The 14,608-nt window shown below is 66.6% G+C and carries 13 protein-coding genes; 6 read left to right on the top strand and 7 right to left on the bottom strand.

The features are described 5' to 3' along the window. The first annotated feature begins 53 nt into the window (after positions 1 to 53). The gene (locus tag A5779_RS27155) at positions 54 to 1,079 is read left to right on the top strand and encodes an NAD(P)H-dependent glycerol-3-phosphate dehydrogenase (RefSeq protein WP_064886803.1); all 1,026 of its coding nucleotides are present in this window, start codon (positions 54 to 56) and stop codon (positions 1,077 to 1,079) included. 54 nt (positions 1,080 to 1,133) lie between these two features. Here A5779_RS27155 and A5779_RS27150 read toward each other — a convergent pair whose 3' ends face one another. After that, positions 1,134 to 1,763 (bottom strand): helix-turn-helix domain-containing protein, encoded by a 630-nt coding sequence (locus A5779_RS27150; protein ID WP_236734900.1) that lies wholly within the window; start codon positions 1,761 to 1,763, stop codon positions 1,134 to 1,136. A 116-nt stretch (positions 1,764 to 1,879) separates the two neighbouring features. On the opposite strand from A5779_RS27150, the gene A5779_RS27145 reads away from it, so the two are divergent. Together A5779_RS27145 and A5779_RS27140 are read left to right on the top strand one after the other, a co-directional pair. Continuing rightward, entirely contained in the window at positions 1,880 to 3,025 is a 1,146-nt protein-coding gene (locus tag A5779_RS27145) for a zinc-binding dehydrogenase (protein ID WP_110777775.1), read from the top strand. 18 nt (positions 3,026 to 3,043) lie between these two features. Continuing rightward, positions 3,044 to 4,483 carry an APC family permease gene (locus A5779_RS27140; protein WP_064886802.1) on the top strand — a complete coding sequence of 480 codons (1,440 nt, stop codon included), beginning with the start codon at positions 3,044 to 3,046 and terminating at the stop codon, positions 4,481 to 4,483. A 3-nt stretch (positions 4,484 to 4,486) separates the two neighbouring features. Here A5779_RS27140 and A5779_RS27135 read toward each other — a convergent pair whose 3' ends face one another. From A5779_RS27135 to A5779_RS27120, 4 genes are all read right to left on the bottom strand, one after another. Next, on the bottom strand, positions 4,487 to 5,002 hold the full coding sequence (locus tag A5779_RS27135; RefSeq protein WP_064886801.1) for a hypothetical protein: 516 nt from the start codon (positions 5,000 to 5,002) through the stop codon (positions 4,487 to 4,489). 53 nt (positions 5,003 to 5,055) lie between these two features. Beyond that, complete coding sequence (locus tag A5779_RS27130) at positions 5,056 to 5,370, bottom strand: hypothetical protein (RefSeq protein ID WP_064886800.1); 315 nt, start codon at positions 5,368 to 5,370, stop codon at positions 5,056 to 5,058. 122 nt (positions 5,371 to 5,492) lie between these two features. Beyond that, a complete protein-coding gene (locus A5779_RS27125; protein WP_064886799.1) occupies positions 5,493 to 7,007 on the bottom strand; it encodes a sensor histidine kinase in 1,515 nt (504 codons plus the stop codon). Between the two features lie 7 nt (positions 7,008 to 7,014). Next, on the bottom strand, positions 7,015 to 7,788 hold the full coding sequence (locus A5779_RS27120) for a response regulator transcription factor (protein WP_003883610.1): 774 nt from the start codon (positions 7,786 to 7,788) through the stop codon (positions 7,015 to 7,017). 475 nt (positions 7,789 to 8,263) lie between these two features. Here A5779_RS27120 and A5779_RS27115 point away from each other — a divergent pair, with 475 nt between their 5' ends. Both A5779_RS27115 and A5779_RS27110 read left to right on the top strand, forming a co-directional pair. Further along, positions 8,264 to 10,429 (top strand): SulP family inorganic anion transporter, encoded by a 2,166-nt coding sequence (locus A5779_RS27115; RefSeq protein ID WP_064886843.1) that lies wholly within the window; start codon positions 8,264 to 8,266, stop codon positions 10,427 to 10,429. A gap of 101 nt (positions 10,430 to 10,530) precedes the next feature. Beyond that, a complete protein-coding gene (locus A5779_RS27110; RefSeq protein WP_236734899.1) occupies positions 10,531 to 11,334 on the top strand; it encodes a HEAT repeat domain-containing protein in 804 nt (267 codons plus the stop codon). 24 nt (positions 11,335 to 11,358) lie between these two features. Here the strand turns inward: A5779_RS27110 and htpX are convergent, their stop codons facing one another. Further along, a complete protein-coding gene (htpX, locus tag A5779_RS27105) occupies positions 11,359 to 12,243 on the bottom strand; it encodes a zinc metalloprotease HtpX (RefSeq protein ID WP_064886798.1) in 885 nt (294 codons plus the stop codon). A 74-nt stretch (positions 12,244 to 12,317) separates the two neighbouring features. Next, positions 12,318 to 13,325, bottom strand: a complete 1,008-nt coding sequence (gene grcC1, locus A5779_RS27100; protein WP_082941874.1) for a nonaprenyl/(2E,6E)-farnesyl/geranylgeranyl diphosphat synthase — start codon at positions 13,323 to 13,325, stop codon at positions 12,318 to 12,320. A gap of 21 nt (positions 13,326 to 13,346) precedes the next feature. Between grcC1 and menJ the strand changes: the two genes are divergently transcribed. Then, positions 13,347 to 14,603 carry a menaquinone reductase MenJ gene (gene menJ, locus A5779_RS27095; RefSeq protein ID WP_064886796.1) on the top strand — a complete coding sequence of 419 codons (1,257 nt, stop codon included), beginning with the start codon at positions 13,347 to 13,349 and terminating at the stop codon, positions 14,601 to 14,603. Positions 14,604 to 14,608: the final 5 nt, after the last annotated feature.

Raw genomic sequence — 14,608 nt, 5'->3', positions numbered from 1 at the left:
CCAGTTCGACAAGTTGCGCTCAGCAACCGCGTCTCGGCAATACGCTGATCGCCATGGCACCAGCGCAACGCGAACCGAACGTCGTCGTCCTCGGCGGCGGATCCTGGGGCACCACCGTCGCCTCCATCTGTGCCCGGCGCGGGCCGACGCTGCAGTGGGTGCGCTCGGCGGAGACTGCCGAGGACATCAACGACAACCACCGCAACTCGCGCTACCTGGGCAACGAGGTGGTGTTGCCCGAAAGCCTCAAGGCCACCAACGATTTCAACGAGGCGGCCAACTGCGCCGACGTGATCGTGATGGGTGTGCCGTCCCACGGCTTCCGCGGAGTTCTCACCGAACTGGCCCGTGAACTGCGCCCGTGGGTGCCGGTGGTCTCCCTGGTCAAAGGCCTGGAACAGGGCACCAACATGCGGATGAGCGAGATCGTCGACGAGGTGCTGCCCGGGCATCCGGCCGGCATCCTGGCCGGGCCGAACATCGCCCGCGAGGTGGCCGAAGGCTATGCGGCGGCCGCAGTGCTGGCCATGCCCGACCAACATCTGGCAGCGAACCTGGCACAGTTGTTCCGCACCAAACGTTTTCGCACCTACACCACCGACGACGTGGTGGGCGTGGAGATGGCCGGCGCGCTCAAGAACGTCTACGCGATCGCCGTCGGCATGGGCTACTCACTGGGCATCGGAGAGAACACCCGCGCGATGGTGATGGCCCGCGCGGTGCGGGAGATGGCCAAACTGGGCGAGGCAGTCGGCGGCCAGCGCGACACGTTCGCCGGTCTGGCCGGCATGGGAGACCTCATCGTCACCTGCACCAGCCAGCGCAGTCGCAACCGCCATGTCGGCGAACAACTGGGATCGGGCAAGTCCATCGACGAGATCATCGCGTCGATGAATCAGGTCGCCGAGGGCGTCAAGGCCGCCAGCGTGATCATGGAGTTCGCCGACAAGTACGGGCTCAACATGCCGATCGCCCGCGAGGTCGACGCGGTGATCAACCACGGCGCGAAGGTCGAGGACGCCTACTACGGCTTGATGATCGAGAAGCCCGGCCACGAGGTGCACGGGTCGGGGTTCTGATTTTCCTCACCGAGAGTGACGCTGTGGTCGCTCTCGGTCGCTTGCCTTCGACCTCTACGTCACTTTCGCGGAACCCGGCTCGACGCCGCGCACCGCTGCGCGGAAGTCCTCGGCCCCGACCGGCGGGGCGATGGTCCAGAGCACCTCGGCCTCGTCGTCGGTCGGGTTGTGCCAGTCATGCAGTTGGGTCGCACCGAAGGTCATGCTGTCGCCGATGTCGAGCAACGTGGTCTGGCCCTCGACGGTGATGCTGAGTCCACCCTTGAGCACGTAGACGAAAATCGTTGCGGCATCGAGCCGATAGGCCCCTCCCGAACCACCGCCCGGCCGCATGATGGTGTGCATCACCTGCACATGGTGTTCGGTCTTCGGGGTCAGCAACTCTTCCCTGACCCCGTGTCCGCCCATCTCCAGCGGCGCACCGGCTCCGCTGCGCACCACGGGCGCCGAGGGGTACTCGAACAGATCACCGATGCCGATCTCCAAGGCATCGCAGATGCGCATCAGCACCGGGACCGACACGTTGGTCATCCCCCGCTCGGCCAGACTCAAGAAGCCCTTGGTCACCTCGGCCCGGGCGGCCACCTCGGTCAGGCTCAATCCGCGCTGACCGCGGAACTCACGCAGCCGTGCCCCGGCCCGCCCCATACCGGTCTCCGTGCCGGTCTGGCCCCCGTCCGCCACTGAGGCTCCCCCTTCCTGTTGACGCCCGTTCGTTTAGTGGTGTAAAACACAGCCATTGTTTTATGGCATTGAACCCTACACGTGGGCGGTGCCCCCAAAGCACAGAAAGGCACGCGGTGTCTGCACCTGCAACCGAACCCACCAGCGAGTCGACGCGGATTCAGGCCGCTGTCCTTGACGGCAACGGAACCATCAGCATCGAGCACGTCGACCTCGCTGCCCCCGGCCCCGGCGAGGTGCGGGTCCGGATCGCGGCCGCCGGCGTCTGCCACTCCGACCTGCACGTCACCACCGGCGCCTGGGATGTCCCGGCGCCGGTGGTGCTGGGACACGAGGGATCCGGCGTGGTCACCTCGGTCGGCCCCGGCGTCGACGACCTCGAACCCGGCGATCATGTGGTGCTCAGCTGGGTGCCGGGCTGCGGTGAATGCCGCGCCTGCCAGGCCGGCCGGCCGGCCCAGTGCGCGCTGGTGGCGTCGGTCGTGTCCACCGGCGGCACCCTGTACGACGGAACCACCCGGCTGTCCAACGAGCGCGGCCAGATCCACCACTACCTCGGGGTGTCCTCCTACGCCGAGCAGGTCGTGGTCCCCCGCAGCGGCGCGATCAAGGTCCGCAAGGATGCGCCACTGGAAGACATCGCGATCGTGGGTTGTGCGATCGCCACCGGAGTGGGCGCGGTGCGCAATACCGCCGACGTGCAACCCGATTCGACCGTCGCGGTGATCGGCTGCGGCGGGGTGGGTCTGGCCTGCGTCCAGGGCGCCCGACTGGCCGGCGCGTCACGCATCGTGGCGGTCGACGTCGTCGCCGAAAAGCTCTCCCTGGCAAGAAAACTCGGCGCCACCGATACCGTCGATGCCTCGGGGGTCGAGGACGTCGTGGTAGCCCTGCGCGAGGTGCTGCCCGACGGATACGACTACATCTTCGACGCCATCGGCAAGATCGCCACCACCGAGCAGGCCATCGCGGCACTGGGCCTCGGCGGGGCCGCCGTCATCGTCGGGCTCCCGCCTGCCGGTGAGCGGGCCAGCTTCGACCCGCTCGCACTGGCCGAAGCCGATCAACGGATCCTGGGCTCAAACTACGGCTCGGCGGTTCCCGAGCGCGACATCCCGCAGCTGGTCGACGAGGTGATGGCGGGCAACCTCGACCTGGCCTCGATGATCTCCGCCCGGCGCCCCCTGGCCGAAGCCGCGGACGCTCTCGACGATCTGGCCGCCGGCCACGCATTGCGCCAACTCCTCGTCCCGAACGCCTGAGAAGAATCGAGATCCCAAGTGACTGAAGATCTTCAGACCCGGGCCGAGACCCCGACCGGGGATGCGGGCCTGCGCCGCGGGGTGATGGGCGGTGGCGAACTGGCCGCGCAGGCCATCGCCAACATCGCGCCCAGCGCCGTCATCGCATTCACCGCCGCCGCCATCTACACCACCGCCAGTAACGGCACCTGGGTCTCGTTCGCCCTGGCCACCGTCGTGATTCTCTCGGTGGGCTACTGCATCTCGCAGTTCGCCAAGCGCCGTTCGAGCGCGGGTTCGCTGTACAGCTACGCCGCGACCGCACTGGGACCGTTCGGCGCCTACCTGACCGGCGTCAGCCTGATCATCGGATGCTTCGGCATCGCCGCGGGTTCCCTGAGCGGCTCGGTGGCTTACACCGCCACCCTGCTCAACCAACTCGGCATTCCGATCCACGGAGTGGCCGCGCAGATCGTGCTGGCCGCCGTTCTGGGTGCGCTGGCCACCTTGTTCACCATCCGCGGCATCCGGCTCTCGGCGCGGGTTTCGCTTGTGCTGGAACTGGTTTCGGTGTCCATCATCATCCTGCTGCTGATCTTCACCCTGGTGCACCTGGGGGCGAGCGCTTTCGATGCCGATCAGTTCGACCTGACCGGCGCCAAACCGTCGGGTATCGCGGTGGGCATGGTGTTGGCGATCCTGGGATTCGTCGGGTTCTCCAGCGCTGACGCCCTGGCCCGCGAAGCCAGGGATCCCTACCGCGCGGTGCCGCGGGCCATCATGTGGAGTGCCGCAGGCGTGGGTGTGCTGTACGTCTTCGCCGCCTACACCCAGGTGGCCGCGCTGGGACCCGAGCTCGGCGAATCCGCCCAACCGCTCAACGATCTCGCGACCCTGGTCGGTATGCCGGGCTGGTTCAACCCGATCCTCAACTTCGGTATCGCCGCATCGTTTTTCGCCGTGGTGGTCGCTCCGATGAACGTCATCGGCCGCATCTTGTACGTGATGGGTAAGGAGGGTGTGGTTCCGTCGGCGATCGGCCGGACCCACCCGACGCACCTGACCCCGCACCGTGCGCTGATCTCAGTCAGCCCCCTGGTGATCGCGGTGCCGGTGGTCCTGTACCTGGCAGGCGTCGACGCGATGGACGTCGTGACCTGGGTGGACACCTACGGGACCTACGGTTACATGGTGGCCTACGCCGCAGCTGCGATCGCAGCCGTGGTGTTCCTGCGCAGCATCAAGGTCCGTGTTCCGCTGGTGTGGCCCGCCGCCGCGCTCGCCATCGGATCAATGGCATATGTGTTCTACGCCAACGTGTATCCGGTGCCGGCCTACCCGCTCAACGTGATCCCGTGGTTGTTCCTGGCGACCGTTGCCGCCGCACTGGCCTGGTACTGGATTCTGAGCCGACGGTCACCGGAAGTGATCGCGAAGATCGGCACCAGCGACATGGAAACGCTCGAAGGAATCGGCTGAGCCTCAGCCGATCTGGAAGGTGGGCTTGAAGTCCGACTCCTGCTCACCGATGACGAAGCTGCCCGCCGGGCTGATCACGAAGCCCGCCTGATTGCGCCCGTCGATGCATGAGGTGGTCACCCCGTCGGTGCCGCAGCTCACCGTCTGATAGCTGAGCCGCGAATTGGGCGGCAACGGCTTGGGGTTCTCGACGACTGCGAAGACGGGGGCCGGCGAACTGGCGAACCCGGGTACTCCCGGCCCGCCGCTGACCAGGTTGGCCCCGTTGGGCGCGGCGGGGATCGGTCCGCTGCAGCCGTAGCTGCCGTTGCGCTGAATCACGCAGGTGATGCCCTCAGGGACGCTGAACGCGTACCAGGTCTTGTCCATCACCGCGTATTCGGAGGTCTTGACCGGTGCGTACGCGTTGACATTGGGGGCGGCAGGCGCGGGATCGGGCTCCGCGAGTGCGGCACCGGGCACGCTCATCACTGCCGCTCCCGCGGCGCTCACCAGGCCAATCACCACTCTGCTCAGCACGCCGCCACCCTAACCCGGGGCGATAGAACGGTCCACCGCTCCGGGGCTGGGGGCTACTTGTCCTGACCGCAGGCGAGGTCGACGTAGACCGTGGTGTAGCGGACACGCTCCTCGGTGTTGCCCCGCGGCGCGGCCTTCAGTTCGGTGATGTCGCGGCCGGGACGGACCGCCTTGACGTTGCAGTCATTGATCGACCCGCTGCCGACGCGGGACAGGATGACGCGGTAGCCCTCGTCCTCCAGTTGCTTGATCGTCTGCTGCGCCGACCCTGTGCCGCCGGGCGCCGCGGCGGCCGGGGCTGCCAGCGCGCCCAATGCCAGACCGGCTCCCACGGAGGCGATGGCAACAGTTTTCCAGATGTTCACCATTGAATTACCTGGCCTTTCTCTTGCTGAGGTAGTTCCAGCCTAAAGAGCCATTTCACCAGGGTCCATCAACTCATATTGAACACATACGAATTACCGCATACAGCTCGGCCGTCAAAGAATATTCAGGCCCGATTCATATTTTTCGCATGGGCGGCGACCGTCTCCGGGGCGACGTCGGTAGCGAGGGGGATCCGCACAGTAAACACCGTGCGACCAGGCTTTGAGGCGACAGCAACGGTCCCCTGGTGCGCCTCGACGATCGAGGCCACGATAGCCAGCCCCAACCCGGTGCTACCCAATTCCCGCGACCGCGATTTATCCGCCCTGACAAACCGGCCAAATAGATTCGGCAACAATTCGGCATCAATTCCGGGGCCGTCATCGGTGACCGTCAATTCTGCGAATTCTCCGGCCTCGGTCAACGCAATGGCGACCGTCACACCAGGCGGCGTGTGTATCCGGGCATTCGTCAACAGATTGCTGATCACCTGGTGCAGCCGGGCGAGGTCCCCGCGCACCCAGAGCGGATCGTCGGGCAGCTCGGCCACCCAGTGATGCTCGGGTGCGCCCACCGCCACGTCGTTGATGGCGTCCACCACCAGATCGCTCAGGTCGATGTCGTCGGTCTCCAGTTCCTGTCCTTCACTCAACCGCGACAACAGCAGCAGGTCGCTGACCAGCCCGGTCATCCGTCGCGCCTCGGCCTCGATGCGGGCCAGGGCGTATTCGGTGGTCGGCGGTAGGTTCGCGCTGTCCTGCCGGGTGAGCTCGGCATAGCCCTGGATCGCCGCCAGTGGCGTGCGCAGCTCGTGGCTGGCATCGGTGAGGAACTGCCGGGTGCGCCGGTCGGACTCGGCCAGCGCGGCCAGCGCGCTGTCGACATTGGCCAGCAGCTGGTTGAGCGTGTCCCCCACCAGGCCGACCTCAGTGTCCGGATCGGTGTCCTTGTCCCGTACCCGTGTCGTGATGCGGTGATCGCCACCGTCCAACGGCAATTTCGCCACCTTGGCCGCAGTGGCCGCCACCCGGCTCAACGGCCGCAGTGCATAGCGCACCACCGCGACCGTGCCCAACGCGGTGACGATCAGGGCGATGACGATCATCACCCCGACGGTCACCGTCTTGCGGGCGATCACCATGTTGGCGCTGTCCAGCGACACCCCGGAGACCAGCATGTCGCCGTTCCCTGCAGGCTGACTGGCCAATCGATAGGAGCCCAACACCGGAAGCTTCACCGTGCGCGGCTGCTCGTCGGTCCAGTCGTACTGGTCGAGTGCGGCGGTCACCGCTGCCGGCGCGGGGTGCGGCTCACCGTCGGAGAACACCGCCGACTGGATCACCTCGCCGTCGTGCAGCACCGCGATCAGGTTGCCCGGAGCCTGTCCGACGAACGCCGTGAGCGCCTCGGTGTCTGACGCGAGCTCGTGATCGGTACGGCTCTCCCGCCATTTCTCAAGGGAATGGCTGAACGCCGCCAACGACCGCGACACCTCGGTATCGCTCATCGTCGTCACATAGGTGTGCAAGCTGTACACGGACAACGCGCCGACGGCGAACAGCACCACGGTGACGAGCGCACTGACGCCCAGTACCAATTGCCGGCGCAGTGAGCGCGGCCCCCAACGCCTGGGCGGCATCAGTGGGTCACGAGGCCGGGCGCAGCATGTAGCCGACGCCACGCACGGTGTGGATCATCGGTTCGCGGTCGGTATCGACCTTTTTGCGCAGGTAGGAGATGTAGAGGTCGACGATGCTGGACTTTCCGCCGAACCCGTAGTTCCACACCCGGTCGAGGATCTCGGCACGGCTCAGCGCACGGCGCGGATTCCGCATCAGGTAGCGCAGCAGCTCGAACTCCGTCACGGTGAGGTTGATCGGCTCACCGCCGCGGGTGACCTCTCGGCTGGCCCCGTCGAGCACCATGTCGCCGACCTTGAGGGTCTCGTCGGCAGGCGGTGTGGTGTGGCTGGAGCGGCGCAGCAACCCGCGCAGCCGGGCCACCAGCTCCTCGAGGCTGAACGGTTTGGTCATGTAGTCGTCGGCGCCCGCGGTGAGGCCGGATACCCGGTCAAGCACCGAATCCCTGGCGGTCAGGAACAACGTGGGCGTGTAGCCGTCGGCCTCACGGACCCGCTGCAGAATCTGCAACCCGTCGATATCGGGCAGCATGATGTCGAGGACCACGACGTCAGGTTCGATCTCGTCGAACTTGGCTACGGCATCATGGCCGTTGTGGGCCACGTCGACCTCCCAGCCCTCGTAGTGCAGGGCCATCTTCACCAGGTTGGTCAGCGCCGGCTCATCGTCGACCAGCAGTACGCGAATCGCAGATCCGTCGGCGCGATGGATCTTCGGCAACTGTCCGAGGATGGCCTGGCGCGGTTGCTGGGCACGGGGGGAAACGGACATCGTCGTCATGTTTCCATTGTGCGGAGTACACAGACCGTTGTCACGGAGTTCATATGGAGTTCTAAGGGAATGCCGTTCACCCACCGACCCCTATGACTCACATCACCTTCATATGAAATCGTGATCCAGCCGAGATTCGGTGCAATACATATCTTTTCGAAACAATTTGGTGAACAATCGGTGCCGCACCCCTCATGCGTCAAACGGTTTTCCCTGCACACCAGTCATATTCACCGAATGACACACCTATGAAACATTTGGGTTCTCTATGCATGGCACAAACTTCCTTGCGCCTGCTTACAGCGATAAATACTCTCGCCCATAGCAATTGGGTGTTGCCGAGCTACATCTGAACTCAGCCGGCTTGTGTCGCGCTGTGCTCCAACACCTTTCGAAGTTGTTCACCGACAACGGCGTCAATAACTTTGCGCGGACCTGCAACGCGGCGGGTCCGCGCATGACCATCTCCACACGGAGGAGTGCAATGCAGCAAACGACTGATTTCGCAGAACGGGCCCGGGCCGTTCTGCGATACGACCTACCCGCCTCGCTGGTGGTGTTCCTGGTCGCCCTGCCGTTGTCCCTGGGCATCGCTGTGGCCTCCGGCGCCCCGGTACTCGCCGGGATCATCGCCGCGATCGTCGGCGGCATCCTCGCCGGCGCCCTCGGCGGGTCCCCGCTGCAGGTCAGCGGCCCCGCGGCCGGCCTCACCGTGGTGGTCGCCGGGCTCATCTCGCAGTTCGGCTGGGCCGTCACCTGCGCCATCACCCTGTGCGCCGGCGTGCTCCAGATCCTCTTCGGACTGAGCCGGGTGGCACGCGCCGCACTGGCCATCTCCCCCGTCGTGGTGCACGCGATGCTGGCCGGCATCGGCATCACCATCGCCCTGCAGCAGATCCACGTGCTGCTCGGCGGCAGCTCCAACAGCTCCGCCTGGGCCAATGTCACCGAACTGCCAGGTCAGCTGATGAACGCCCACGGCCACGGCGTCATCCTGGGCGCACTGGTGATCGCGATTCTGGTGGGGTGGCGCTGGGTGCCCGCCCCGATCAAGAAGGTTCCCGGTCCGCTGGTGGCCATCGTCGGCGTCACCGCACTGTCGTTGCTGCCGACGTTCGGTGACGTCACCCGCATCCAGATCAACGGCTCCCTGCTGGATGCGCTGGCCCTGCCCAGCCTGCCCGACGGCAACTGGGGCGCGTTCGCCGCAGGCGTCCTCACCATCGCGTTGATCGCCAGCGTCGAGAGCCTGCTGTCGGCCGTGTCGGTCGATCGCATGCACACCGGACCGCGCACCAACTTCGACCGCGAGATGATCGGCCAGGGCACGGCCAACATGGTCTCGGGCGCCATCGGCGGCCTGCCCGTCACCGGCGTGATCGTGCGCAGCTCGACCAACGTCGCCGCCGGCGCCCGCACCCGCGCCTCGGCCATCCTGCACGGCGTCTGGATCCTGATCTTCGCGGTGCCGTTCGCCGGTTTGGCCCAGATGATCCCGACCGCCGCACTCGCCGGCCTCCTGATCGTCATCGGCTGCCAGCTGGTCAAGCGTGCTCACATCGAAACCGCCAGGCGCACAGGCGACCTCGCGGTGTACGCCGTCACGGCAGCGGGTGTGGTGTTCCTCAACCTGCTCGAAGGTGTGCTGATCGGCCTGGCGCTGGCGGTCGCACTGACCGTGTGGCGGGTGGTGCGCACCAACATCGTGTCCGAATCCACCGGCGAGAACACCTGGCGCGTCGCCATCGAAGGCTCGTGCACCTTCCTGTCCCTTCCGACGCTCACCAGCGCACTGGGCAAGGTGCCGACCGGCTCGTCGGTGACCGTGGAACTGTCGGTCGACTTCATCGACCACGCCGCGCACGAGACGATCGAAGAGTGGCAGCGCCAGCACGTGGCCACTGGCGGCACGGTCGACATCCACGATGTCGGCGCCGTCGAGATGGCCAGCGCGGTGGCCGGGCCGCCGATGCGCGGCTTCACGCCGTTCGACAAGCGTTCCGGCGTGGTGCCGTGGAGCTCGTGGCAGCGCGAGGAGGTGTCCTCAGTCCTGCACGGCCTGGCCGCCTACCACCGTCGCACCGCCCCGGTGCTGCGCCCGCACATGCAGGAGCTGGTGCACGCGCAGCGGCCCGAGACGCTGTTCCTCACCTGCGCCGATTCGCGGGTGGTGCCCAACGTCATCACCAGCAGCGGGCCGGGTGATCTGTTCACCGTGCGCAACGTCGGCAACATGATCCCGGCCGGCCAAGCCGACGCGTCGATCGAGGCGGCCATCGCCTTCGCCGTCGACAAGCTCGAGGTCAGCTCGATCGTGGTGTGCGGACACTCCAGCTGCGGTGCCATGACCGCGATGCTCGGCAAGACCGACGCGGGCGACAAGCATCTGGAATCGTGGCTGGCCCATGGCAATCCGTCGATCGAGGCGTTTGACGACGGCCGCCACCCGGTGGCGCAGTCAGCGGCAGAGGCAGGCTTCGGCATGGTCGATCAGCTGTCGATGGTCAACATCGCCGTGCAGGTGCAGACGCTGCAAGCTCACCCGCTGGCCCGTCGCGTCAACGTCATCGGCCTGTTCTACGACATCGCCAGCGCCGGCGTGTTGCGGGTGACGCCCACCCACATCGAGACCCTCGCCGACGCCGCATAAGGGGCGTTCTCTCCGGCTTGCGCAACGAGCGTGCGCGTCTGCTGTTCGACCAGCAGTTCGCGCACGCTCGTTGCGTTTGCGGACTTGGCTATCGTGACTTCATGGGGGCGGATCGGCAGGCCATCATCGCGCAGCTGCGCGACGCCATCGGCGCGGTCGAGTCCAAGAGCGAAGGTCGACCACCGACGCTGCCACCGCGCCCCCAGCCGACACCGCCACGCGCGACCCCCGCCGTCCTCAAGGGGTGGGATGTTCCAGACGGCGACGACTGGCGAGACCACCTGCCTGCCCGATACGTCGACGGGCAGCACGGATTTGACCACAGGCTGATGGAAGACCTGGCCGCAGTCGGCGTCCGCTGCTACACAATCGGGCACTTCAAGGCGACCACCGCGCCGTCCGCCATTCCGGTCTTCGTTGACTGGCTCACCCATCTGGAAGCCCGGATCCCGGGTGAGGAAACCCATCACCGCAACATCATCCGGATCGGGCTGATCTGGAACCTGCATGACCGCGCCGCCCAGGGCAAGCAGCACATCGTCGACTTGATGCTGACCCAGATCCGCCACCAACCTCCGCTTACCCGCGGGGCACAGGATGCTGCGCTGTCGACGTTGTCATTCGTCGCCACGGCAAGGCATTTCGCCCAGATCGTCGAACTGCTGGCCGAACCCATCGACATGGCCGGCCGGAGCTGGCTGGTGAGCTATCTGGGAAAGGTGAAAACCGATGAGGCTCGCGCTCTGGCGGTCGGTTATCTGGACAGCCCGTACACGGCATTCGCCCTCAAAGCCCTGATCCAGATGAAAGCCGCCGGAGTCCGAGACCTCGTCGCACCGTATGTCGGCTCCCAGCATGCAGAGGTCCGCAAGTACGCACGGCGAGCGATGGAGCGGCTCGCCTAGCTTCAGGCGCTCAACGGCGAAGGACTAGAAGCGGCCCGGAGTTGACCCGCCATAGCCGGCCATGTCCTCCAGGCGACGGATGCGGTCGTCGATCGGCGGGTGGGTCGAGAACAGCTTGCCGATACGCTCACCGGCCCGGAACGGGCTGGCGATCATCAGATGCGCCTGATCGGCCAGTTGGGGCTGCGGAGGCAGCGGTGCCGCTTCGACGCCACCGGAGATCTTGCGCAGCGCTGACGCCAATGCCAGTGGATCACCGGTCAATTCAGCACCGGACTGGTCGGCCTGGTACTCGCGCTGGCGGGATACCGCCATCCGCACCACGGTGGCCGCGATCGGGCCCAGCAGTGAAACCAGCAGCATCGCCAGCGGATTCGTACCCTCACGGTTGCCGCCGAACATCCCCGCGAACATGGCCATATTGGCCAGGGCGGTGATCACCGACGCCATCGCGCCTGCCACGCACGAGATCAGGATGTCGCGGTTGTAGACGTGGGAGAGCTCATGGCCGAGAACCGCGCGCAGCTCACGCTCGTTGAGGAGCTGCAGAATGCCGGTGGTACAGCACACCGCGGCGTTGCGCGGGTTGCGGCCGGTGGCGAATGCGTTGGGGTTGGCGGTGTCGGAGATGTACAGGCGCGGCATCGGCTGATGCGCCGTGGTGGCCAACTCCCGGACGATCCGGTAGATCTCGGGCGCCTGCACCTCGGTGATCGGCTGCGCGTGCATCGCGCGCAGCGCCATCTTGTCGCTGTTGAAGTACACGTAGACGTTCATGCCGACGGCGAACAGCACCGCCAGGTACATCACGTTGCGGCCGAACAACGAACCGACGAACACGATCAGCGCCGAAAAACCGACCAGCAACAGGAATGTCTTGATTCGGTTTGCGTGCGGGTTCCACGTCATCGCAGTTTCCTCCTAGGCAACTACTCGGCAACCATCGCTGATTAAACGCTCAGTTACCGTCCGTGGTTCCGGAATCAGCCGTGACGGTTGACCGTGTAGTCCACGAGGGTGGCCAATGCGTCACGCCCGGGCCCGGCCGGAAGGCTGGCCAGCTCGTCACGGGCCTGCGCCGCGTACTCGGCCACCGTCTCCTTCGCGCGCGCCATCCCGGTCGACCGGCGCAGCAGGGTCAGCGCCTCGGCCACGTCCTCTTCCCGCTCGACGGGTGTGGCCAGCAATTCGCGCAGCCGGTCGGAATCCGGACCCGACTCACGCAGCGCGTACAGCACCGGCAGGGTGTGCACCCCTTCGCGCAGGTCAGTGCCCGGAACCTTGCCCGATTCATCCGGATCGCTGTCGATGTCGATGATGTCGTCGGAGATCTGGAACGCGGTGCCCACGATCCCGCCCAGCCGGTGCAGCCGCTCGACCTGCTCGGCATCGGCGCCCGAGAACGTCGCGCCGAACCGCCCCGAGGCGGCGATCAGGCAGGCGGTCTTCTCGTAGACCACCTTGAGGTAATGGTCGACGGAGTCGGCATGCTCGGCCGCACCGCGGGTCTCACGCATCTGGCCCGTCACCAACTGGGCGAATGTGTCAGCAATCACACGCACCGCGTCCGGTCCCAGCCGGGAAACCAGCCGCGAGGCCGTGGCGAACAGATAGTCACCCGCCAGGATCGCGATGTTGTTGCCCCACCGGGCGTTGGCACTCGGTGCCCCGCGCCGCATCTGGGCCTCGTCCATGACGTCGTCGTGATACAGCGTCGCCAGGTGCACCAGCTCGATCACCGCACCGGCGATTGCGACGTCCGGATCGTCGGGCCGGGGGCCCAGCGACGCCGAGAGCACGGTGAACAGCGGACGGAACCGCTTGCCGCCGGCCTGGAACAGATGCTGGACCGCCTCTGCCATGAGCTCGTCGGCTTTGCCCAGCTCGTCAGACATCAGTTGTTCGATCCTGGCGACGCTGTCCCGGACGTCGGCGGCGAACGCCGCGTCCCCGAAATCAACGCCTGCCACCACAGTCGCTGGTGTCCTCATTCGTCCAACATACTGGGGGACATGGATGCACCGGCGGGCAGGAGCGCAGCGACCCGGGGATTTACACAGGCAGACGTGGTCGTCGTCGGCGCGGGACCGGCCGGGTCGGCGGCCGCCGCGTGGGCGGCTCGAGCCGGTCGTGACGTGCTGGTCATCGACGCGGCGCAGTTCCCGCGGGACAAGTCCTGCGGCGACGGACTGACGCCGCGCGCGGTTGCCGAACTGGAACGGCTCGGCATGGGGCCGTGGCTCGACACCCGGATCCGGCACCACGGCCTGCGGATGTCAGGATTCGGCGCCGACGTCGAAGTGCGGTGGCCCGGGCCGTCGTTCCCGTCCACCGGAAGTGCGGTCCCGCGCACCGAACTCGACGACCGGATCCGATCGGTCGCCGCCGACGACGGCGCCAAGATGCGTCTGGGCGCCAAAGTCGTTGGTGTGAGCCATGACTCACGTGGGCACGTCGAATCCGTCCAGCTCGACGACGGCGCTACGATCGGCTGCAACCATCTGATCGTGGCCGACGGCGCGCGTTCGACGCTGGGCCGCGTGCTCGGCCGCACCTGGCACAAGGAAACCGTGTACGGCACGGCTATCCGCGGCTACATCGCCACGCCGCGCGCCGACGAGCCGTGGATCACCTCGCATCTGGAGCTGCGCTCCCCTGAAGGCCAGGTGCTCCCGGGTTACGGCTGGATCTTCCCGCTGGGCAACGGTGAGGTGAACATCGGTGTGGGAGCCCTGGCGACCGCCAAGCGTCCCGCCCACGCGGCCCTGCGACCGCTGCTGTCGTATTACACCGAGCTGCGCCGCGAGGAATGGGGATTCTCCGGGGAGCCGCGGGCCGCGCTGTCGGCGCTCCTGCCGATGGGCGGCGCGGTGTCCGGGGTGGCCGGGCCCAACTGGATGCTCGTCGGCGACGCGGCAGCGTGCATCAACCCGCTCAACGGCGAGGGCATCGACTACGGGCTGGAAACCGGCCGGTTGGCGGCCGAACTGCTGGGCTCCGGCGACTATTCACATGCCTGGCCCGCACTGTTGCAGGACCACTACGCCCAAGGCTTCTCAATCGCCCGACGGCTGGCCCTGCTGCTCACGTTGCCCCGGTTCCTGCCGGCGTCCGGACCGCTCGCGGTGCGCTCGTCGTTCCTGATGAACATCGCCGTTCGGGTGATGGGCAACCTGGTCACCGAAGAGGACGACGACTGGGTCGCGCGGGTGTGGCGGGGTGCGGGCCTGGCGTCGCGGCGCCTGGATCAGCGCAAGCCGTTCAGCTGATCGCG

It is taken from the genome of Mycolicibacterium peregrinum (genome assembly GCF_001665625.1).
In the GTDB taxonomy this organism is placed as follows: domain Bacteria; phylum Actinomycetota; class Actinomycetes; order Mycobacteriales; family Mycobacteriaceae; genus Mycobacterium; species Mycobacterium peregrinum_B.
The sequence above is the reverse complement of the archived record's forward strand: the minus strand, read 5'-3'. Positions and strand labels throughout refer to the sequence as shown.